General features: G+C 72.2%; 21 protein-coding genes. 9 read left to right on the top strand and 12 right to left on the bottom strand.

Features of this window, described 5'->3' with window-relative positions; all coding sequences use genetic code 11:
* Positions 1 to 4: 4 nt before the first annotated feature.
* Positions 5 to 475: an NfeD family protein gene (locus OIE53_RS03170; protein WP_327025052.1), complete on the bottom strand. Its 471-nt coding sequence runs from the start codon at positions 473 to 475 to the stop codon at positions 5 to 7.
* Positions 476 to 557: 82 nt separating this feature from the next.
* Here OIE53_RS03170 and OIE53_RS03165 point away from each other — a divergent pair, with 82 nt between their 5' ends.
* A complete protein-coding gene (locus OIE53_RS03165) occupies positions 558 to 1877 on the top strand; it encodes a serine hydrolase domain-containing protein (RefSeq protein ID WP_327025051.1) in 1320 nt (439 codons plus the stop codon).
* Between the two features lie 107 nt (positions 1878 to 1984).
* On the opposite strand, the gene OIE53_RS03160 is transcribed toward OIE53_RS03165, so the two are convergent.
* Positions 1985 to 3265 (bottom strand): AI-2E family transporter, encoded by a 1281-nt coding sequence (locus OIE53_RS03160; RefSeq protein WP_327025050.1) that lies wholly within the window; start codon positions 3263 to 3265, stop codon positions 1985 to 1987.
* Between the two features lie 84 nt (positions 3266 to 3349).
* On the bottom strand, positions 3350 to 4162 hold the full coding sequence (locus OIE53_RS03155) for a DUF3097 domain-containing protein (protein WP_327025049.1): 813 nt from the start codon (positions 4160 to 4162) through the stop codon (positions 3350 to 3352).
* A 242-nt stretch (positions 4163 to 4404) separates the two neighbouring features.
* Here OIE53_RS03155 and OIE53_RS03150 point away from each other — a divergent pair, with 242 nt between their 5' ends.
* Positions 4405 to 5199, top strand: coding sequence for a hypothetical protein (locus OIE53_RS03150; RefSeq protein WP_327025048.1), 795 nt, complete (start codon positions 4405 to 4407; stop codon positions 5197 to 5199).
* A 13-nt stretch (positions 5200 to 5212) separates the two neighbouring features.
* A complete protein-coding gene (locus OIE53_RS03145; RefSeq protein WP_327025047.1) occupies positions 5213 to 5989 on the top strand; it encodes an alpha/beta fold hydrolase in 777 nt (258 codons plus the stop codon).
* A 31-nt stretch (positions 5990 to 6020) separates the two neighbouring features.
* Here OIE53_RS03145 and OIE53_RS03140 read toward each other — a convergent pair whose 3' ends face one another.
* From OIE53_RS03140 to fabG, 4 genes are all read right to left on the bottom strand, one after another.
* Positions 6021 to 6890, bottom strand: a complete 870-nt coding sequence (locus OIE53_RS03140) for an HAD-IIA family hydrolase (protein ID WP_327025046.1) — start codon at positions 6888 to 6890, stop codon at positions 6021 to 6023.
* Complete coding sequence (locus OIE53_RS03135; protein ID WP_327025045.1) at positions 6839 to 7870, bottom strand: ferrochelatase; 1032 nt, start codon at positions 7868 to 7870, stop codon at positions 6839 to 6841. Before OIE53_RS03135 ends, OIE53_RS03140 begins: the two co-directional genes overlap by 52 nt.
* A 112-nt stretch (positions 7871 to 7982) precedes the next feature.
* Positions 7983 to 8750, bottom strand: a complete 768-nt coding sequence (gene fabI, locus OIE53_RS03130; protein ID WP_327027050.1) for an enoyl-ACP reductase FabI — start codon at positions 8748 to 8750, stop codon at positions 7983 to 7985.
* 42 nt (positions 8751 to 8792) lie between these two features.
* The gene (gene fabG, locus OIE53_RS03125; protein ID WP_327025044.1) at positions 8793 to 9497 is read right to left on the bottom strand and encodes a 3-oxoacyl-ACP reductase FabG; all 705 of its coding nucleotides are present in this window, start codon (positions 9495 to 9497) and stop codon (positions 8793 to 8795) included.
* A gap of 515 nt (positions 9498 to 10012) precedes the next feature.
* Between fabG and OIE53_RS03120 the strand changes: the two genes are divergently transcribed.
* Positions 10013 to 10138 carry a hypothetical protein gene (locus OIE53_RS03120; protein WP_327025043.1) on the top strand — a complete coding sequence of 42 codons (126 nt, stop codon included), beginning with the start codon at positions 10013 to 10015 and terminating at the stop codon, positions 10136 to 10138.
* 107 nt (positions 10139 to 10245) lie between these two features.
* Here OIE53_RS03120 and OIE53_RS03115 read toward each other — a convergent pair whose 3' ends face one another.
* The 3 genes from OIE53_RS03115 to OIE53_RS03105 are packed head-to-tail and all read right to left on the bottom strand — an operon-like array spanning position 10246 to position 13297.
* The gene (locus OIE53_RS03115) at positions 10246 to 11196 is read right to left on the bottom strand and encodes a VWA domain-containing protein (protein WP_327025042.1); all 951 of its coding nucleotides are present in this window, start codon (positions 11194 to 11196) and stop codon (positions 10246 to 10248) included.
* The gene (locus OIE53_RS03110) at positions 11193 to 12209 is read right to left on the bottom strand and encodes a DUF58 domain-containing protein (protein WP_327025041.1); all 1017 of its coding nucleotides are present in this window, start codon (positions 12207 to 12209) and stop codon (positions 11193 to 11195) included. The genes OIE53_RS03115 and OIE53_RS03110 overlap by 4 nt, the downstream gene beginning before the upstream one ends.
* Positions 12188 to 13297: an AAA family ATPase gene (locus OIE53_RS03105; protein WP_327025040.1), complete on the bottom strand. Its 1110-nt coding sequence runs from the start codon at positions 13295 to 13297 to the stop codon at positions 12188 to 12190. Before OIE53_RS03105 ends, OIE53_RS03110 begins: the two co-directional genes overlap by 22 nt.
* A gap of 241 nt (positions 13298 to 13538) precedes the next feature.
* Between OIE53_RS03105 and OIE53_RS03100 the strand changes: the two genes are divergently transcribed.
* The 3 genes from OIE53_RS03100 to OIE53_RS03090 all read left to right on the top strand — a co-directional run bounded on the left by OIE53_RS03100 (position 13539) and on the right by OIE53_RS03090 (position 15881).
* A complete protein-coding gene (locus tag OIE53_RS03100) occupies positions 13539 to 13805 on the top strand; it encodes a hypothetical protein (protein WP_327025039.1) in 267 nt (88 codons plus the stop codon).
* Complete coding sequence (locus OIE53_RS03095; RefSeq protein ID WP_327025038.1) at positions 13795 to 14337, top strand: PH domain-containing protein; 543 nt, start codon at positions 13795 to 13797, stop codon at positions 14335 to 14337. The genes OIE53_RS03100 and OIE53_RS03095 overlap by 11 nt, the downstream gene beginning before the upstream one ends.
* 131 nt (positions 14338 to 14468) lie before the next feature.
* On the top strand, positions 14469 to 15881 hold the full coding sequence (locus tag OIE53_RS03090) for a PH domain-containing protein (protein WP_393338548.1): 1413 nt from the start codon (positions 14469 to 14471) through the stop codon (positions 15879 to 15881).
* A gap of 80 nt (positions 15882 to 15961) precedes the next feature.
* Here OIE53_RS03090 and OIE53_RS03085 read toward each other — a convergent pair whose 3' ends face one another.
* Positions 15962 to 16990 (bottom strand): phosphatase PAP2 family protein, encoded by a 1029-nt coding sequence (locus OIE53_RS03085; protein ID WP_327025037.1) that lies wholly within the window; start codon positions 16988 to 16990, stop codon positions 15962 to 15964.
* A 164-nt stretch (positions 16991 to 17154) separates the two neighbouring features.
* On the opposite strand from OIE53_RS03085, the gene OIE53_RS03080 reads away from it, so the two are divergent.
* Together OIE53_RS03080 and OIE53_RS03075 are read left to right on the top strand one after the other, a co-directional pair.
* Positions 17155 to 17559: a thioesterase family protein gene (locus OIE53_RS03080; RefSeq protein WP_327025036.1), complete on the top strand. Its 405-nt coding sequence runs from the start codon at positions 17155 to 17157 to the stop codon at positions 17557 to 17559.
* Complete coding sequence (locus OIE53_RS03075) at positions 17556 to 18386, top strand: MBL fold metallo-hydrolase (RefSeq protein WP_327025035.1); 831 nt, start codon at positions 17556 to 17558, stop codon at positions 18384 to 18386. The genes OIE53_RS03080 and OIE53_RS03075 overlap by 4 nt, the downstream gene beginning before the upstream one ends.
* 24 nt (positions 18387 to 18410) lie before the next feature.
* On the opposite strand, the gene OIE53_RS03070 is transcribed toward OIE53_RS03075, so the two are convergent.
* Positions 18411 to 19346 carry a PfkB family carbohydrate kinase gene (locus OIE53_RS03070; protein ID WP_327025034.1) on the bottom strand — a complete coding sequence of 312 codons (936 nt, stop codon included), beginning with the start codon at positions 19344 to 19346 and terminating at the stop codon, positions 18411 to 18413.
* Positions 19347 to 19471 lie beyond the last annotated feature (125 nt).

The raw sequence follows: 19471 nt of genomic DNA, 5'->3' as shown, positions 1-19471 counted from the left end.
CCGGTCACCTCTCCACTTCGGGTAGCTCAGTGGGCGTCGCAACATCCCGCCAGACCAGGGCTACCGCTCCCTTGACCTGAATAACCTGCACCCGTTCGCCGGGAGCCAAAACCTGGGTGCCGTCGTAGGCTCGGGCGGTCCACACCTCGCCGTCGATCTTCACCATGCCCTTGTCCGAGTCGACCTGCTCCAACACCAGGGCGGTGGAGCCCTCGATCGCCTCGATCCCGAACGCGGTGTCGCCGCTCTCCAACGCCGACTGCCTGTGTCGCCGGATCACCGGCCGCGCCGCCAGGACGGTCAGCGCCGAGACGGCCGCGAAGACGACCGCCTGCACCGCCACCGGAGCACCGAGCGCGGCGGCACCGGCAGCGGCGAACGCACCGACCGCGAACATGAGCACGAACAGGGTCGCCGTGAAGATCTCAGCGACCGCCAGCACCACGCCCAGCACGATCCAGAACACGGCATCCATAACACGATCGTGACATGGGAATGCACGTGTCATCGAATTGACATGATCGTAAGCTCTCGGTCACCACTACGGAGGGTAGAAGATGTCGCTACGTCCGGAAACCGCCCGTCAGCTCGACGTCCTGGTGGCCGAGGCCCAGTTGACCGGTCACGTTCCGTCATTGATCGTCGGGGTGATCCGCGACGGCGCTCTGGTCCATCTGAGCGCCGCCGGCACCCACCCGACTCCCGACGCCGACCTGCAGTTTCGGATCGGTTCGATCACCAAGACGATGACCGCGGCGCTGATCATGCAGGAACGCGACGCCGGTCGGCTGGCGCTCGACGACCCCCTGCGGCGGCATCTGCCGGAGGCCGAGGCGGCCGGGCCGGTCACCCTGCGGCAGTTGCTCGGACACATCAGCGGTCTGCAACGGGAGCCGGACGGACCGTGGTGGGAACGTAGCGACGGGGTCGATCTACGTACGCTGCTGGCCGGATTCTCCGCCGCGAAGGTCGCGTACCCCCCGCACCGCGCCTTCCACTACTCCAACCTGGCGTACGGGCTGCTCGGCGGGGCCCTGGAACGGATCACGAAGACCCCGTGGGAGCAACTGCTGCGGGAGCGGATCCTCGACCCCCTGGGGATGCATCGCACCACCTACGCCGCCACCGCGCCGTTCGCCCCCGGCTATGTGGTGCACCCGTGGCACGACACCCTGCGGGAGGAACCGCTTACGGACACCGGGGCCATGGCACCGGCCGGGCAGCTCTGGTCCACCGTGGCGGACCTGGCCCGCTGGGCGGCCTTCCTGGCCGAGCCCGATCCGGCCGTCCTGGCCCCGCAGACCCTGGACGAGATGTGCGCCCCGATGGCGATGGTCGACCTGGACTCCTGGCGGGCCGGACGCGGGCTCGGACTGGCACTGCACCGCGAGGGCGAGCGGGTGTACGCCGGACACGGCGGCTCGATGCCCGGTTACCTGGCCGTGCTGGAGGTGCATCGCCCCAGTCGTACCGCGGTGGTCGGTTTCGCCAACGCGTACGCCTTCCGGGTCGGCGGTCTCGGCACCCTGGGCCGGCAGCTGCTCACCCAGGTCCTGGACGCCGAACCGACGCCGCCCCGAGCCTGGTCGCCGGTCGACACACCGCCCCCGGCCGACGTGGCCGCCCTGACCGGCCGCTGGTGGTGGATGGGCATTCCCCTGGACCTCGTCTGGGACGCCACTACCGGGGAACTGGTCGGGACCATGCCGGGTGATCCGGTCAGCCGCTACCGCCCGGAAGGCCCGGACCGCTGGCGGGCCGTCAGCGGCGAGGAACACGGCGAGGTGCTGGCCGTGCTCCGCGACCAGACGGGCCGCCCGGTGACCCTGGACATCGCCACCTTCGTCTTCACCCGATCCCCCGACCAAGTCCCCTGACCCGCCCGCCCACCCGCGTTGATCATGAGGTTACCGGCACAGGAAAGCGCTGTCCCCACCGCTAACCTCATGATCAACGCAGCGGGCCCGGGTCGGGGTGGGGGGTGTTATGGCGCGGTGGAGCGGACGACCACCGCGTCCGGGACCGGCGGGGCCGGTTCCGGGGGGCGGCGGGCCAGGCGGCGGACCGCGGTGTTGAGCACGGCGATCAACGGTACGGCGACGAGTGCTCCGACGATGCCGTCGAGCACCACCCCGGCGGTCACCGCCAGCACCACCGGCAGCGGGTGCAGGGCCACCGCCCGACCCATGATCCAGGGCTGGAGGACGTTGCCCTCCAGCTGCTGCACCACGATCACCGCCCCGAGAATCGCCAGGGCGGTGACCCAGCCGCTGTCGACCAGGGCGACCAGCACCGCCACCGCACCGGACAGGGTGGCACCGACGATCGGGATGAAGGCGCCGAGGAACACCAGTGCGGCCAGTGGGAAGGCGAACGGCACGTCGAACAGCACCAGGGCGATCCCGATGCCCAGCGCGTCGATGAAGGCCACCAGCACGGTGGCCCGGACGTAGGCCACCAGGGTCAACCAGGAGGCCCGACCGGCGTCGTCGGCCCGCCAACGGGCCGCCACCGGCAGCATCCCGACCAGGAACCGCCAGATCCGGTCACCGTCGCGCAGGAAGAAGAACATCGCGAACAGCACCAGCAGGGTGCCGGTGAACACCTCGAACACCGTGCCGGCGGTGTTGATCGCCCCGCTGGTCAGGGACTGACTGTTCTCGTTGATCCACTTCTGGCCGGCCTCGACGTAGCCGTTGAGCTGCCCGTCGGACAGCCCGAGGGGGCCGTCGCGCAACCAGTCCTGGATCTGCCCGATGCCGGCCGAGGCCCGCACACTCAGGTCGGGCAGACCGACGATGAACTGGTTGACCACCAGGGTCAGGGTGCCCACCACCGCGCCGAGCCCGCTGATCAGCACCACCGCAGTGGCCAGGCTCCGGGGTACCCGCAACCGCAGCAGCCACCCGACCGCCGGGGCCAGCAGGGCGGTCAGCAGCAGGGCCACCAGCAGGGGAACGATGACGATGCGAACGGTGCCCATCAGGCGCAGCAGCGCCCAGCCGACCACCCCGATCACGATCAGCCGCCAGGACCAGGCGGCGGCGATCCGCAGTGCCTTCGGCACATCGGAGTCGTCCCGGCTGGTCGTCGAGCCACCGCCGTCGACCGGCGGCACGGGCTGCCAGGGCGGCGGGACGGCGACCGCCTCTTGGGCGCGGATCGCCGCTCGTTCGCGCTGTCGCTCGCGGGCGGCGCGTACGGACGCGCGTCCCACCTGGAACGCCTGACGCACCCGCCGTCGCGGCTGCTCGAAGCGGCTCAACCGGCACCCCCGGGAGTGGTAGGGATCAGGCGGTACACCGTAGCGCCTGCGGCCCCGCCCGACACAGACCGCCGAGGGCGCGGATCAGCCCGGCTCGGTGACGAAATCGATCAACCGCTCCATGGCGTTGATCAGCGGGGTCTCCACCTCCGCGTAGGTGTTGACCCGGGACAGGATGTGCCGCCACATGTCGGCCGGCTCGGCGACCCCCAGCGCCGCGCAGACCCCCTCCTTCCACGGCCGCCCCGGCGGCACCACCGGCCACGCCCGGATGCCCAGCGCCGCCGGCTTCACCGCCTGCCACACATCGACGTACGGATGCCCGGTGACCAGCACATGCGGCGAGGTCACCCGGGCCACGATCCGGCTCTCCTTCGAGCCGGGCACGAGATGGTCGACGAGAACGCCGAGCCGCCGGTGCGGGGCCGGGCCGAACTCGCGTACCGCGGCGTCGAGGTCGTCGATGCCCTCCAGGGGTTCCACCACCACACCCTCGATGCGCAGGTCGTCACCCCAGATCCGCTCGACCAGGGCGGCGTCGTGCACCCCCTCCACCCAGATCCGACTGGCCCGGGCGACGCGGGCGCGTGCCCCCTCGACCGCTACGGAACCCGAGGCGGTACGCCGACGCGCGGCCGGCACCGGCGCCCGGGCGGGTCGGCGCAGGGTGACCGGCTGACCGTCGAGCAGGAAGGCGGCGGGACGCAGCGGGAAGTTGCGCCGCTTACCGTGCCGGTCCTCCAGCACCACCGCACCGGACTCGAACCCGACCACCGCGCCACAGAAACCCGAATCGGCGTCCTCGACCACCAGGTCCGCCTCGGCGTCGACCTCCGGAATCACCTTCCGCCGCCGCCAGTCCCCCGCCAGAACGTCCTCGCCATACCGCCGCCCCATCCCCGGCACGCTAGTCCCACCCACCCGACCCCACATCTCGACGCGCCGCCCACCCCGCCCTCTGGCCGCCGATCATGCACTTAGCGTCGCGACGAAAGGTGCAGAAGTGCATGAACCAGCGACCAAAAGTGCATGATCGACGGGGAGATGGCGGGGGTGGGAGGGGCGGGGTGGGAGGGGGTGGGAAGGGGTGGAGTGCGGCAGTCGAGACAGGGGCGGGCAAGAACACGTACTCTTTCGGCATGTCCACCCCCGCTGCGGGTGCGGCCATCCTTGCGCCGCGCCGGTCGAGCCGGTTCGTTGCCTGGGTGCGCGCATGGCGCGCCGGCCTGGTGCCCTTCGACGAAGTCGCCGACGAGGTCGCCGGTGACGAGGAGCACCTGGTCGCCGACGCACCCGGCACCTGGACGGACGTGCCCTTGCGGGAGGCCCTGCCCACCCTGGCCAAGCTCTCGCCGGACGAGATCCGGCTGGTGCTGCCGGCCCCGGGCGACCCCCGTGGCCTGCCCGGCCCGGGTGACTTCGCCGGGGCCGCCCTGGTCACCGGCGAGGCCGTCATCGCCGGCCCGATGGGCCTGATCCCGGAGGTACGGGTGCACACCTCCGGCTCCGGGGACACCTTCGAGACCGTGCTCTGGCGGGTGTACCCCCTGCCGGCCAACGCCCCGGCCGCCGCGCTCACCCTGCCCGGCGCTGCCGAGGCGGAGGCGGAGCTGGCCGCCGCGCTCGCCGACACGACCGCGGCACTGACCCGACTGGACATCGCCCAGTGGCGTCCCGAGCTGGCCGGGGCCCTGGAGGCCCTGCGCCGCCCGGACGGCACCACCGACCTGCCGCCCGGCTTCGACCCGCGATCGCGCCGGTTGTTCGCCCGGGCCGCCGTACTCGACCGGGTGCTGGCCCTGGCCGGGCACGCCGCACCCGGCGGTGCGGTCAACAACCACGAGGCCCAGCAGCGCGATGCCGCCCTGCGCCCCCTGACCACGGCCTGCCGTCAGGCCCTCGTCGCCGCCTGCAACGCCCCCCTGCGGCCGTAGCCCGGAGGACCCCATGCCGTTCGTAACCTCCCGGGACGGGACGCGGATCGCCTACGAACGGGAGGGTGCCGGCCCGGCGCTGATCCTCATCGACGCCGCCGGGCACTTCCGGGCCAACAGCCCCCTGGACGAGTTGGCCGTCCTGCTGGCCCAGGACTTCACGGTCTACCGCTACGACCGGCGCGGCCGCGGGGACAGCGGCGACACCCCGCCGTACGCCCCGCAGCGCGAGGTCGAGGACCTGGCCGCCCTGATCGCCGAGGCGGGAGCACCGGTCTCGCTGTACGGGTACTCCTCGGGCTGTCTGCTCGCCCTGCACACGGCCGCCGCCGGTGTCGACGTACGACGATTGGCCCTGTTGGAGCCGCCACTGGACACGGACGACGACCGCGCCGAGGCGCGGGCCTTCACCGCGAAGCTGCGGGAGTCGGGCGGCGAGGAGGCGGTGGGGTTCTTCCTCACCGAGATCGGCGTACCGGACGACCTGCTGGCCGGGATGCGCGGCACCCCGCACTGGACAGCCATGGTCTCGGTGGCGCACACCCTGGCGTACGACAGTCTGCTCAGCGAAGCCACCGGCGCGGCACTGCTGCGGCGGGTGGCCACCCCCACGCTGGTGCTGCACAGCGCCGGCAGCACGGCCGACCTGACCGCGATGGCCGCCACCACGGCCGCCCTGCTGCCCGCCGCCGAACAACGCAGCCTGCCCGGCGAGTGGCACGGCGTACCGGCAGCGGTGCAGGCTCCGGTGCTGGCCGACTTCCTGCGCCGCGACACCGAGCCCGCCTGACCGGCGCCGATCCGCCCGGACGCCGCAGCGGTCAGATCTCGTCGATCAGGTCGGCCACGGAGTTGACGATGCGGGAGGGACGGTACGGGTAGCGTTCCGCCTCCGTGCGGGTGCTGATGCCGGTCAGCACCAGGATGGTCTCCAACCCGGCCTCCAGGCCACAGAGGATGTCGGTGTCCATCCGGTCACCGATCATCGCGGTGCTCTCCGAGTGGGCGTCGATGGTGTTCAGCGCCGAGCGCATCATCATCGGGTTGGGTTTGCCGACGAAGTACGGCTCCACCCCGGTCGCCTTGGAGATCATCGCGGCCACGGATCCGGCGGCCGGCAGGGCCCCCTCGACCGACGGGCCGGTGGCGTCCGGGTTGGTGCAGATGAACCGGGCCCCGTCGTTGATCAGCCGGATCGCCTTGGTGATCGCCTCGAAGCTGTAGGTGCGGGTCTCCCCCAGCACCACGTAGTCGGGGGCGAAGTCGCTGAGCACGTAGCCGACCGCGTGCAGGGCCGTGGTCAGCCCGGCCTCCCCGATCACGTACGCGGTCCCGCCCGGCCGCTGGTCGGCCAGGAACTGGGCGGTGGCCAGCGCGGAGGACCAGATCGCCTGCTCCGGCACGTCCAGACCCATCCGGGCCAGGCGGGCCTGCAGGTCCCTGGGGGTGTAGATGGAGTTGTTGGTCAGCACCAGGAAGGGCTTGCCGGAGGCGCGCATCCGCTTGATGAACTCCGGGGCACCCGGTATGGGCTGTCCCTCGTGCACCAGCACACCGTCCATGTCGGTGAGCCAACTCTCGACGGGTTTACGGTCTTGCATGCTCGTCTCCGCAGGGGTGTCGGGGTCGGCAGGGCCGGTCAGGAGGGACGGCGGGGCGGGACGCAGCAGACCGAGGGGCAGGTGTCCCACATCGGCAGCTCGCCGAGCCGGCGACGCAGGTCGACCCCGGCCGGGTCGATGCGTTCCTGGACCAGCTCCCGCACCATGGTCACGAAGCGGGGGTCGGTGCCCGGGGTGTCCGCCCGGACATAGTCCAGGCCCAGTCGGGTGGCCGTGTCCCGCGCCTCGGTGTCCAGGTCCCAGATCACCTCAAGGTGGTCGGAGACGAAACCGATCGGGCTGACCACCACCCCGGTCACCTGCTGGTCGGCCAGGGCGGTCAGGTGGTCGTTGATGTCCGGCTCCAGCCACGGGACGTGCGGCGGCCCGGATCGGCTCTGCCACACCAGGTCGTAGGGCAGGTCGGGGGCGGCCCCCGCGTGCACCAGCCGGGCCGTCTCGGCCAGTTGGGCGGTGTACCGGCCACCGTGCGGGCCGGCGCTGTCGGCCATGGTCACCGGTACGGAGTGGGCGGTGAAGACCAGCCGGGTGGTGTCCCGCCGAGCCGGGTCCAGTCGGCTCAGCGCGGCCCGTACGGCGTCGATGTGCGGCTCGACGAAGCCGGGGTGGTCCCAGAACTGACGCAGCTTCTCGATCACGGGTGCGTCCGAGCCGACCGCGGCCCGGGCGGCGGTGATGTCCTCCTGGTACTGCCGGCAGGAGGAGTACCCGCCGAAGGCGCTGGTGGCGAACGCCAGGGCCCGGCGTACCCCGTCGTCGCGCATCTGGGCCAGGGTGTCCGCGAGCATCGGGTGCCAGTTGCGGTTGCCCCAGTACACCGGCAGGTCCAGGCCGTGGGCGGCGAAGTCGGCGCGGACCGCGGCCAGCAGGTCCCGGCACTGCTGGTTGATCGGGGAGACTCCGCCGAAGTGCTGGTAGTGCTCGGCGACCTCGGCCAGCCGCTGCGGCGGGATGCCCCGCCCCCGGGTGACGTTCTGGAGGAAGGGCAGCACGTCGTCCGGCCCCTCCGGGCCACCGAAGGAGACCAGCACCAACGCGTCGTACGCCATGGTCCCATTCTTGCCCCTGCCAGGCGGCGTACCGGCAACGCCCCCGGGTCCCGACCGTTAAGAAGGGCCCCCTGCTCTACCGTAGGCGTTAACAGGGGGCCCTTCCTTTCACCTAGGCGCCGATTGCGTGGTAGCCGCCGTCGACGTGCACGATCTCGCCGGTGGTGGCGGGGAACCAGTCCGACAGCAGGGCCAGGCAGGCCCGGGCGGCCGGCTCCTGGTCGGCTAGGTCCCAGCCCAGCGGGGCCCGTCCGGACCAGGCGTTCTCGAACTGCTCGAAGCCGGGGATCGACCTGGCGGCCATGGTCCGCAGCGGACCGGCGGCGACCAGGTTGCTGCGGATGCCCTGCTTGCCCAGGTGCAGGGCCAGGTAGCGGGAGGTGGACTCCAGCCCGGCCTTGGCCACGCCCATCCAGTCGTACACCGGCCAGGCCTGGGTGGCGTCGAAGGTCAGCCCGACCACCGCGCCGCCCGGCGACATCAGCGGCAGCGCCGCGACGGCCAGGGACTTGTAGGAGTACGTGGAGACGTGCAGGGCGGTCGCCACGTCCTCCCAGGGGGCGTCGAGGAATCCCCCGCCGAGGCAGCTCTGCGGGGCGAACCCGATCGAGTGCACCACCCCGTCCAGGCCGTCGACGTGCTCACGCACCTTGTCGGGCAGCCCGGCCAGGTGTTCGGAGTTGGTCACGTCCAGCTCGATGACGGGTGCCGCCTCGGGCAGCCGCTTGGCGATCCGCTCCACCAGCGAGAGCCGGCCGTACCCGGTCAACACGACCTGGGCGCCGTTCTCCTGGGCGAGCTTGGCGACTGAGAAGGCGATGGAGGCGTCGGTGATGACGCCGGTGACGAGCAGCCGCTTACCGGCCAGCAGTCCGGACATTTTGCTCATTCCTCCGTGCTCAGGTTCAGGGGCCTGCTCGGTTCAGTGGCCCATGCCCATGCCGCCGTCGACCGGGATGACCGCGCCGCTGATGTAGGCGGCACTGTCGCCGGCCAGCCAGGTGACGACCTCGGCGACCTCCTCCGAGCTGGCCATCCGGCCCGCCGGGATGGACCTGAGGATCTCCGCCTTGCGCCCCTCGGAGAGCTCGGCGGTCATGTCGGTCTCGATGAAGCCGGGGGCCACCACATTGGCGGTGATGTTGCGGCTGCCCAGCTCACGGGTGATCGAGCGGGCCACCCCGACCAGGCCGGCCTTGCTGGCCGCGTAGTTGACCTGGCCGGCACCGCCGGAGAGACCGACCACCGAGGAGATGAAGATCATGCGACCCCACTTGGCCCGCAGCATCTTCGCCGAGGCCCGCTTGGCGCAGCGGTACGCCCCGGTCAGGTTGGTGTCCAGCACCCGGGTGAACTGCTCCTCGGACATCCGCAGCAGCAGGGTGTCGTCCGTGATGCCGGCGTTGGCGACCAGCACCTCCACCGGGCCGAACTCCGCCTCCACGGCCGTGAACGCCGCGTCGACCGACTCGCTGTCGGTGACGTCGCACCGCACCCCGAAGATCCCGTCGGGTGCGCCGCTGCCCCGGTGCGTGATCGCCACCCGGTCGCCCTGCTTGGCGAACGCCTGGGCGATGGCCAGACCGATGCCGCGGTTGCCACCGGTAACCAACACAGTTCGAGACACGGGCGTCCCTCCAAAAGATCGTTGCGGGTGGAGACTAGGTGCTACCGCACGGTAATCCCTAACCCGTCCCACGTCATCGCACCTATCGTGCTCGCTTCCATCTCGGACGGCGGAAGTGTGCCCATGCGGGGCCATCCCGTCGACTGCCAGCCTTTCCGGCCTCCGCCGCCGGACAGTCGACCCCGGTTCGCGGGGGCGGTCGACCGAATGCGCCCCGGGGCGGTACCGGGTGTACGCTGACGGGCGTTCGCGGGTCGCTCGGCGACCCGTATCGCCCGGACCGACCCCGACCTCAGGAGGTGATCGCTGTGCCAGATAGCGATCCTCCCAGTCGTGGCCGGGCCGACCGCCAGTCACGCTGAGCATCTCTCCGCCTGAGCTGGCCCGCTCCCCGCGCACCCGCCACCGCCCTTCGGCCGTAAGCCGCAGTGGTCGATCCTGCGGGTGCCAACCGGAAGCCCCCGGTCACGACTTCGAGTGTGTGCGTCCCCGATTCACTCCTCGCCGGTCCCGCCATGTCCCGGGCCGACGAACCGCTCACCCCGGAGTCTGTCATGAGCCGCTACGTCGCCCCGCTGGGCTTCACCCTCGCCGCCGTCTGGGTGGCCGTCCTGTTCGTGATGGCCAGCGGCACCCACTGACCGCCCCGGTGGGATCGTGCTCGATCCGGGATCGAGTGGCTAAGCGCACGCCGCCAAGCCACTCGATCCCGGATCGAGCGTGATCACCACGGCAGGGCCGGGGACAGTCAGACCAGGCGGGAGGACCAGAGCAGGCTGGTCGCCCCGGCGCAGAGGGCCAGCAGCAGGGCGATGCCGGCGTACCACTGGGTGATCTCCCGGGCCTCGGTGCGGAAGCCGATCGAGCTGCCCATGTCCTGGTACACCTGCTTGAGCTCGCTGACCGAGGCGGCCTCGTAGAAGTAGCCCTCGGTCGTCTCGGCCAGGGCGGCCAGGGCCATCCGGTCCACCGGCACCCGTTGCAACTGCCCGCCGATGGCCACATGACCGGCGTCCGTACCGAAGGCGATCGTGGAGACCGGCACATTGGCCGCCTGGGCCGCTGCGGCGGCCTCCTCCACCGACCGGCCGGCCGTGCGGAAGCCGTCGGACAGCAGCACGATCCGGGCCGGGGGGATCCCGGCCGCCCCGTCGGCCGGTACCGACCGGATCGCCTCCAGGCAGGTGAAGACTGCCTCCCCGGTGGCGGTCGCCTCGGCCAGCACCAGCCCGTCGATCGCACTGGTCACCGCCGGACGGTCCTTGGTCGGGGGCACCAGCACGTTCGCCGACTTGGCGAAGGAGACCAACCCCACGTTGTACGTCTCCGGTAGTTCCCGGACGAACTGCTTGGCCGCCTCCTGGGCCGCCTCCAGGCGGTTCGGGGGCACGTCGTCGGCCTGCATCGACAGCGACACGTCGATGGCCAGCATGATGGTGGCGCGTTCCAGGGGTTCCCGGGTGTCCATCGCCGGGCGGGCCAGGGCACCGGCCAGCACCAGCAGAGCCAGCAGGAAGGCGGTCGCCGGAACGTGCCGCCGCCAGCCCAGTCCCTTCGGCGCCACCGTACGCAGCAGGTCCACGTTGGTGAACCGCATCGCGTACTCCCGGCGGCGCAACTGCCGCCAGACGTACAGCGCGGCCAGGGCGAGCACCGGCAGTACGGCCAGCAGCCACCACGGTTGGAGCAGTCGGATCATCGTGTCGTCCCCCGGGTACGCGCGTGCCGTTGCCCGGCAACGAAGCGCACCATGTCCAGCAGCCAGTCTCGGTCCGTACGCAGTCGCAGGTGTGCGGCACCGGCGGTACGCAGGGCGGCGGAGATCTCCGCGCGCTGGGCGGCTGCCGCCGCCGCGTACCGGTGCCGCAGGCCCCGATCGGCGGTCTGCACCTCGTGCAGTTCCCCGGTCTCCGGGTCGACGACGGGCAGCACCCCGACGTCCGGTAGCTCCAGTTCCCGCGGATCGACCACCTCGATCGCCAGCACGTCGTGGCGTACCCGCAGCTTGCGCAGCGGGCGGGCCCACTGGGTCGGCGGGGCCAGGAAGTCGGAGATGACCACCGCGACTCCACGCCGCCGGGGTGGGCGGTTGAGCATGTCCACCAGTGCGCCCAGGTCACTGCGGCCGGGCCGACTCTCCGTGCCGGCGATGGCCCGCAGCATGCCCTGGGCCTCCTTGCGCCCGGACCGGGCCGGCAGCCGGACCAGCCGCCCCGGCCCGACGGGTACGGGTGCCGACCGGCGACCCCGACGCTGGGCGGGCACCTCGTCGCCGCTGCCGACCACCGCGCCGATCCGGTTGCCGCCCCGGACGGTCAGGTGGGTGATGGCCGCCGCCGCGGCGATCACCACCTCCCGCTTGAGCCACCGGCCGGTGCCGAAGTCGAGGCTCGCCGACAGGTCCACCGCCAACCAGGTCTCCAGCTCACGGTCGGCCACCGTACGCCGTACGTGCGGGGTGGTGGTGCGGGCGGTGACCGGCCAGTCCATCCGGCGTACGTCGTCACCGGGGCGGTACTCCCGGGACTCGCCCGCCTCACTGCCCGGGCCCGGCAGCAGCCCGGCGTAGTCGCCCTGCAACAGCCCGTCGAGTTTGCGGGTGACCAGCAGCTGCAACCGGGCCAGCACGGCCCCGGAGCGGTTGTCCGCCGACGTCGGTTCCCGGTGACCGCTGGGAGGGGTGGTCGAGGTCACGGCCGCTGCCCGGGCCACCCCGAGGTCGGTGCCCCCGCCCCCGGTGGCGGCGGAGTGGCCTGCTGCCGGGGCGCCACCGAGGGCATCGGGATGGTCGACATGACCCGATGCACCACGTGGTCGGCCGGCACGTCGTCGGCCAGGGCGTCGTAGCTGAGCACCAGCCGGTGTCGCAGGATGTCCGGGGCGATGTCCTGAACGTCCTGCGGCAGGGCGTAGTCCCGTCCGCGCAGCAGGGCCAGCGCCCGGGTGGCCCGGACCAGGCCCAGGGAGGCCCGTGGGCTGGCACCGTACTGGATCAGTCGCGCCACGTCGGGCATCCCGTGCTCGGCGGGGGTACGGGTGGCCAGCACCAGCCGCACCGCGTAGTCGATCAGGGCATTGTGTACGAACACCTGGTCGGCCTTGCGTTGCAGGGCGATCAGGTCCTCGGTGTCGAAGACCGTGGTGGGCTCGGGCGGGGCCACCCCCATCCGGTAGACGATCTCCCGCTCCTCCGCGTCGGTCGGATAACCCACGACGATCTTCATGAGGAAACGGTCCCGCTGGGCCTCCGGCAGGGGGTAGACCCCCTCCTGCTCGATCGGGTTCTGGGTGGCCATCACCAGGAAGGGGTTCGGTACCCGGTGGCTCTCCCCGCCGATGGAGACCTGCCGCTCGCTCATCACCTCCAGCAGCGCCGACTGCACCTTGGCCGGGGCCCGGTTGATCTCGTCGGCGAGCAGGAAGTTGACGAACACCGGGCCCAGCTCCACGTCGAACTTCTCGCTGGACTGCCGGTAGATCCGGGTGCCCATGATGTCGGCCGGCACCAGGTCCGGGGTGAACTGCACCCGGGCGAAGGAGCCGCCGACGACCTTGGCCAGGGTCTCCACCGCCAGGGTCTTGGCCACCCCGGGCACCCCCTCCAGCAGGCAGTGCCCCCGGGCCAGCAGGGCGACGAACATCCGCTCCACCATCCGGTCCTGCCCGACGATCACCCGTTTGATCTCGAACAGGGCCCGCTCCAGCAGGCCGGCGTCCTGCGCCGGTGTGGTCGGCGCGGCGGGCGCCTGCGGCTGCGTCCCGTTCGGGGTCGGGGCGTCGGGCGTGGTCGGCTGGGCCACCGGTCCTCCACAGCATGAATCGGTCGTCGCGGCGTGTGCGCTACCAAGCCTCGCATGCCCGGCTGAGTACGGACGGCGGGAGCGACCGATTTTCGCCACGCCCGCCCCTCGGCACCGAATCGCCGATCACCAGTGGACAGAATCCGCCTCGGCGTGTGTACCATTCACCCGTCGCCGGGCGGCTTCCCCCGTGGCCGCCCGGCGCTCATCGTCTTTCTCCCGCCGCCCTAGACTGGCCGGGATGAGCGACCCCGACACCTCCACCCAGGTCCTGGTCTGTTCGGCCCGTGGGTGTCACGCCTGCGCCGGGTGGTCACTGCGGTGGAACAATCCCCGTCTGCACCAGCCCGAGCGGCGCAAGACCTGGCTGGCCTGCGACGCGCACCGCGCTCAGCTCAGCGACTTCCTCACCGCACGCGGCTTCCTGCGGGAGGTCGCCCCGCTGAGCGGATCGCCTACCCTCGAAGAGTGGACGGGCACAACAGAAGGCGGGCCCCATGACCGGTGATCAGGTGGGCGGCGGCTCATTGCCGAGGTCGGACGCCGGGCACCCCAGCCCACTTGAGCCGTGGCCGGACACGGTCCACTGGCAGTCGATCTCCCGGGATCTGATCTGGGTGGAGTTGCTGCGGCTGTCCGCCATGGTGGTCGTACTGTCGATCATTCTCGGGGTCGGCTGGGCGTTCACCAGCGCCTGGCCCTTCGGGCTGGCCCTCGGCCTGCTCCTGTTCTTCGCCCTCTGGCGGGCGGTGACGATCGTCCGGGCGGTACACGCCTGGGGCTACGCCGAACGGGAGAACGATCTGCTGGTGCGGCACGGGCTGCTGGTCCGTCGGCTCTCCATCGTGCCGTACTCCCGAATGCAGTTCGTCGATGTCAGTGCCGGCCCCCTGGAGCGGGCCTTCGACCTGGCCACCGTGCAGTTGCACACCGCGGCGGCGGCCAGTGACGCCCGGGTGCCGGGGCTTCGGCCCGCGGAGGCCTCCCGGTTGCGCGACCGGCTCACCGCCCTCGGCGAGGACCGGGCGGAAGGGCTGTGAGCGACCCCGTCGGCGGGGACTCGGACCGCACCCCGCCCTCGCCGGACACCGCACCCTCCGCCAGCTCCCCAACAGCCCCACCCCCGCCAGCCGGCCCATCACCGGTAGCCCCGCCACCACCAGCCGGCCCGTTGCCGGGGGCGGTGCCACCGCAGTATCCGTACGGATATCTCCCGGGCGCGGGGCCGCCGCAGTATCCGCCCGGTGGTTGGCTGGGCTCGCCGCAGGCACCGCAGGCCCGACAGCGGCTGCATCCGCTGAGTCCGGTGCTGCACAGCGCCCGGTCTCTGGTCGTGGTCATCGCCGGGCTGTCCTGGTCGACCTTGTCCCGGGTCGGGTTCGGCTGGTTCGCGGCGATGGTGTCCGTGATCGTCCTGGGCGCTGCCGTGCTGGCCGTGGTCAGTTGGTACAACACCGGCTACCAGGTGGTGGGCCGCGAGCTGCGGATCCACGAAGGGCTGTTGTGGCGCCGGACCCGGGCGATCCCGCTGGAACGCCTCCAGGCCGTCGAGGTGGTCCGGCCCCTGCTCGCCCAGCTCACCGGGTTGGCCGAGTTGCGGTTGGAGGTGGTCGGCGGCGGTAAGACGGAGGCCCCGCTGGCCTTCCTCAGCCTCGCCGAGGCCTCCGCGCTGCGCCAACGCCTGCTGGCCCTGGCCGGGTCACCGACCGTCAGCGCACCCGGTGCCGGGCCCCGGCCCGCTCCGCTGGCCACCCCTGCCGGGGCCGAGCCGCCGGCCGGTAGGCAACTGCATGCGGTACGCAACCATGATCTGCTGATCAGTCAGTTGCTCACCCCCCAGGCGTTCCTGCTGCCGTTCGGTGTGCTCTTCGTCGCCGCGCAGTTCCTGTCGGAGGGTTCCTGGTCGTTCATCGCGGTGGCCAGCACCCTGACCGCGATGGCCGGCATCCTGCTGCAACCGGTTCGCCGGGTGCTGGACGACTGGCGGTTCCAACTGGCCCGCGACGAGGACCGGCTGCGGATCCGCAACGGTCTGCTGGAGACCAGGATGCAGACCGTACCCCTGCACCGGGTGCAGACCGTCGGGGTGACCTGGCCGCTGCTCTGGCGGTTCAAGGGCTGGTTGCGGATGCGCCTGGAGGTGGCGGGCTACTCCGGCGGCGAGCCGGACCAGCGCAGCCGCCCCGACCGTCTGCTGCCGGTCGGTGACCTCCGCACCGCCGAGGCGATCATGGCCGAGGTGCTGCCGGGGGTCGATCTGTCGTCGCTGCCGCTGACCACGCCGCCGGAGCGGGCCCGCTGGCTCAACCCGCTGAGCCGCCAGGTGCTCGGTGCCGGGCTGACCCCGCAGGTCTTCGCGGTGCGTTCCGGCCTGCTGACCCGCCAGGTGACCGTCGTGCCGTACGCCCGGTTGCAGAGTGTCCGGGTGGTGCAGGGGCCGTTGCAGCGACTGCTGCGGCTGGCCACGGTCCATGCCGACACGGCCGGTGGGGCCGGGGCGGCGGCCGTCGACCGGGATCTGGCCGAGGCCTGGGCCCTGGCGGCGGAGTTGTCCGCGCGAGGGCACGCCGCCCGCCAGCAGTGACCGCCCGACCCCACGCCGCCCGCCGCCGGCAGTGACACCCGCTCGACCCCGGCAGTGACCGCCCGAACCGCGAGGGTCGGTCAGCGGGTCGCCGGGACGGTGGTGGGGTCGGCCGGGGTGACCGGCGGGTCGGCGGGGGTGTCCGTCGGGGTGCGGCCTGCCTTTCGGCCGGCCCACCAGCGCTCGGCCAGGCCCACCACCAGGAAGGTCATCCCGACGTACGCCCAACCGACCAGCACGTCGATCACGTAGTGCTCGCCGCTGTAGACCAGGGTGAAGGTCATCGCCAGCGGATACGCCAACAGCAGCGGCCACCAGCGACGCCGCACCCCGCTCAGGAAGAACAGCACCACGAACAGGGCGAAGGCGGTGTGCAGCGACGGCATGGCGGCCACCGGGTTGGAGGCAAGCTGACCGGCGTTGAGCAGGTTGCCGGCGCCGTGCATGCCGAACTCCCGCCACCCCCGGGTGGAGATGCGTGCCACCTCCGTCAGCAGCCCGTTCTGCGCCGCCCACCAGGGCGGGGCGGCCGGGTAGAGGAAGTAGGTGACCAGGCCGGCGGCGCAGAGGAAGAACCAGCGGCGCATGAAGGCCGCCCAGCGGGCGCGAGAGTGCACCCAGAGCACCGCGGCAGCGGCCAGGGCCGCCACGAAGTGGGAGAAGTACACCCAACTGACGAGCACGTCGTACCAGCGCACGTCGGGGTGGTAGAGGTGCTGCTGCAACCAGACCGTCGGCACCTCCCCGCCGGTGAGCCAGCCGAACATCACCCGGTCGGCGAGGATCAACTCGTACGCGTGCGGGACCGTCCCGTCGTGGTAGGCGAAACCACGGGACAGGTTGTACGCGACCAGCAGCAGCACCACCGGCACCCAGTCCCGGGCGAACCGCAGGTGGCTGCGCCACGGGCGGTCGGAGTTCCAGGCGATGGTGCCGGCCCAGATCCAGAAGAAGGCGTACAGGGGGTCGGTGGGCAGGCCGATGGCCAGCCAGCACACCACGAACGCGAGGGCCCACACCAGCATCGCGACCACCCGGCGGCGACCGACCTCAGGTGGGACGGAGGCCTCGGTGGGGGCGGTGGGCTGGGGGTCGGTCACAGCAGACATCGCGGACAAGGTTAACGGCGCATCAACCACCGTCCGACGCAGGACCACCTGCCGCGCCGGGGCAGTGACCGGGGTCGCATCCCGCCGGGGCCCGACACGGCCCGGATCGCGGTGATCGTGGCGGCCACCCGCCCCGGCGCCGGGCCAGCACCTACGCTGTGGCCATGCAGGAGCAGTCGGATCATGCCCTGACGCCGGGCCTGGTGGCCCGCGTCGCGTTGACCGTCACCGACGCCGACACCGCCCAGGCCCTGGGCTCCGGCGACGTGCCCGTGCTGGGCACCCCCCGGGTGGTCGCGCTGGCCGAGGCGGCGACCGTGGCGGCGATCACCCGTCAACTGGCGCCCGGGACGACGACGGTCGGCACCCGGGTGGAGTTGGATCACCTGGCCGCGACCCTGGTGGGCCGGACGGTGACCGCCCAGGCCGAACTGACCGCGGTCGACCGGCGTCGGTTGACCTTCGAGGTGACCGTCACCGAAGGTGAGCAGACGGTCGCGCGAGGCCGGGTGGAGCGGGTGCTGGTCGACCGGCAGCGCTTCATCGAGCGGGCGGGCGGAGCCTCATGACGGGTGGCTTCGTCGAGGTCGCCGACCGGGTCCTGGTGCTGCGGGAGCCCCTGCTGGCGGTCAACGTCACCCTGGTGCTGGGCGAGGGGCAGGCCCTGCTGGTCGACACCCTGTCCACCGTTGGGCAGGCGGTCGAGCTGGCCGAGGCGGTACGCGCGGTCACTGCCGACCCGCTGACCCTGGTCAACACCCATCACCACTTCGACCACTGCTTCGGCAACGCCACCCTGGCCGCCGGGGGGTCGCGCCCGATCTGGGCGCACGAACTGGCCGCGGCGGCCTTGCGCGAGGACCCGGAAGGGCTACGCCGGCAGGCGTACGCGGAACTGCGCGACGAGCACCCCGAGCTGGCCGCCGAGGTGACCGAGGTCGAGGTGCTGGTGCCCACCCACACCCTGCGCACCGAGGTCACCCTGGACATCGGGGGGCGGCCGGTGCTGCTGCGCCATCCCGGTCGTGGGCACACCGACGCCGACCTGGTGGTGCAGGTGCCCGACGCCGAGGTGCTGATCGTCGGTGACCTGGTGGAGGAGTCCGGCCCACCCGCCTTCGAGGACTCCTACCCCCTGCAATGGCCGGAGACGGTGGCCGAACTGCTGCGCTGGGCCACCCCCTCGACGGTCGTGGTGCCGGGGCACGGCACGCCGGTGGAGGTCGACTTCGTCCGAGCCCAGCACGCCCAGCTGGTCGAGTTGGCCTGGCTGATCCGGGCCGGGCACACCGGCTCGACCCCACCGGAGCGGGTCGCCGCCGACGCACCCTTTCCGGCCCGGGCCGCGTTGCTGGCCGCCCGTCGCGGCTACGCCGAGTTGGACGGCACGATCTGACCGGGTGACGGCGGGCCGCAGGGGTCAGCCGGGGAACCGGTCGGCGACCTCGGCCCGGGTGGGCATGGCGACCGCGCCCCCGGGGCGCTCGCAGACCAGCCCGGCGACCCGCAGGGCGAAGGCCACCCGCTCGGCCCACCCGGTCGGGTCGACCGGTTCCCCGGCGACCAGCAGGTCAGCGACGAGGGCGGCCAGCACGGAGTCACCCGCACCGGTGGCGTCGACCGCAGCGACCCTCGGCGCCGGTACCCGTACCGGATCGGTGTCGGCGGCGGTGACCACCGCACCGGCGGCGCCCAGGGTGACCACGACGGTGCCGGCCCCCAGTTCCCGCAGGTAGGCCGCCACCCCCTCGGCCGGCTCGCCCGGATAGAGCAGCTCCGCGTCGGCGGCGCTCAACTTGACCAGGTGCGCCCCGGCGGCGAACTCGGCGACCACCTCGCGCAGGTCGGCCAACGCCGCCGGGCCGGAGAGCAGCCGGGGCCGGACGTTGGGGTCGAACACCCGCAGGCCGGTCGCCAGCGACCAGGCCCGCCGGGCGGCGGCCAGCGGTGCCGGCGACAGCAGCACGATCGACCCGCAGGAGAGCACCTGCGCGCCCTGGATCAGCCCGACGTCCAGGTCCTCCGGGTTCAGCAGGGCGTACGAGGGCGGATCGCCGTAGAAGCGGAAGTCCGGTTCGGCGCCGGTGAAGGTGGCCACCGCCAGGGTGGTCGGTACGGCGGCGGTGACCGTGCCGGTCAGACCGACCCCGGCCGAGGTGAGGAAGGTGCGGATCCGTTCGGCGAGCGCGTCCTCACCGAGGGAGCCGACGAACTGCACCGCACCGCCGAGCCGGGCGATGCCCACCGCTACGTTGAGCGGGGCCCCACCGATGGCCTGCCGGTAGACCGGCACACCGTCGTACTCCGTGTCGAGCAGGTCGACCAGCGCCTCGCCGAGCACCACCGCGTATCCCATCGAGCCGATCCTTCCGTCCACTGCCGGGATGTTCAGGCTGGCACAGCCGGGGCCGGTCGGGTGGGCGAGGCGGCGCATCGACCGAGCCGACATCGAGAAATGACTATTGCGCCGATGCGCCGCCC

It is taken from the genome of Micromonospora sp. NBC_01739, from assembly GCF_035920385.1.
In the GTDB taxonomy this organism is placed as follows: domain Bacteria; phylum Actinomycetota; class Actinomycetes; order Mycobacteriales; family Micromonosporaceae; genus Micromonospora.
The sequence above is the reverse complement of the archived record's forward strand: the minus strand, read 5'-3'. Positions and strand labels throughout refer to the sequence as shown.

Coding starts and splice junctions, on each gene's coding strand:
- OIE53_RS03170 (WP_327025052.1), bottom strand. CDS start 475: ATGGATGCCGTGTTCTGGATCGTGCTGGGCGTGGTGCTGGCGGTCGCT.
- OIE53_RS03165 (WP_327025051.1), top strand. CDS start 558: ATGTCGCTACGTCCGGAAACCGCCCGTCAGCTCGACGTCCTGGTGGCC.
- OIE53_RS03155 (WP_327025049.1), bottom strand. CDS start 4,162: ATGGGGCGGCGGTATGGCGAGGACGTTCTGGCGGGGGACTGGCGGCGG.
- OIE53_RS03150 (WP_327025048.1), top strand. CDS start 4,405: ATGTCCACCCCCGCTGCGGGTGCGGCCATCCTTGCGCCGCGCCGGTCG.
- OIE53_RS03145 (WP_327025047.1), top strand. CDS start 5,213: ATGCCGTTCGTAACCTCCCGGGACGGGACGCGGATCGCCTACGAACGG.
- OIE53_RS03135 (WP_327025045.1), bottom strand. CDS start 7,870: ATGGCGTACGACGCGTTGGTGCTGGTCTCCTTCGGTGGCCCGGAGGGG.
- fabI (WP_327027050.1), bottom strand. CDS start 8,750: ATGTCCGGACTGCTGGCCGGTAAGCGGCTGCTCGTCACCGGCGTCATC.
- OIE53_RS03120 (WP_327025043.1), top strand. CDS start 10,013: ATGTCCCGGGCCGACGAACCGCTCACCCCGGAGTCTGTCATGAGCCGC.
- OIE53_RS03115 (WP_327025042.1), bottom strand. CDS start 11,196: ATGATCCGACTGCTCCAACCGTGGTGGCTGCTGGCCGTACTGCCGGTG.
- OIE53_RS03100 (WP_327025039.1), top strand. CDS start 13,539: ATGAGCGACCCCGACACCTCCACCCAGGTCCTGGTCTGTTCGGCCCGT.
- OIE53_RS03095 (WP_327025038.1), top strand. CDS start 13,795: ATGACCGGTGATCAGGTGGGCGGCGGCTCATTGCCGAGGTCGGACGCC.
- OIE53_RS03085 (WP_327025037.1), bottom strand. CDS start 16,990: ATGTCTGCTGTGACCGACCCCCAGCCCACCGCCCCCACCGAGGCCTCC.
- OIE53_RS03080 (WP_327025036.1), top strand. CDS start 17,155: ATGCAGGAGCAGTCGGATCATGCCCTGACGCCGGGCCTGGTGGCCCGC.
- OIE53_RS03075 (WP_327025035.1), top strand. CDS start 17,556: ATGACGGGTGGCTTCGTCGAGGTCGCCGACCGGGTCCTGGTGCTGCGG.
- OIE53_RS03070 (WP_327025034.1), bottom strand. CDS start 19,346: ATGGGATACGCGGTGGTGCTCGGCGAGGCGCTGGTCGACCTGCTCGAC.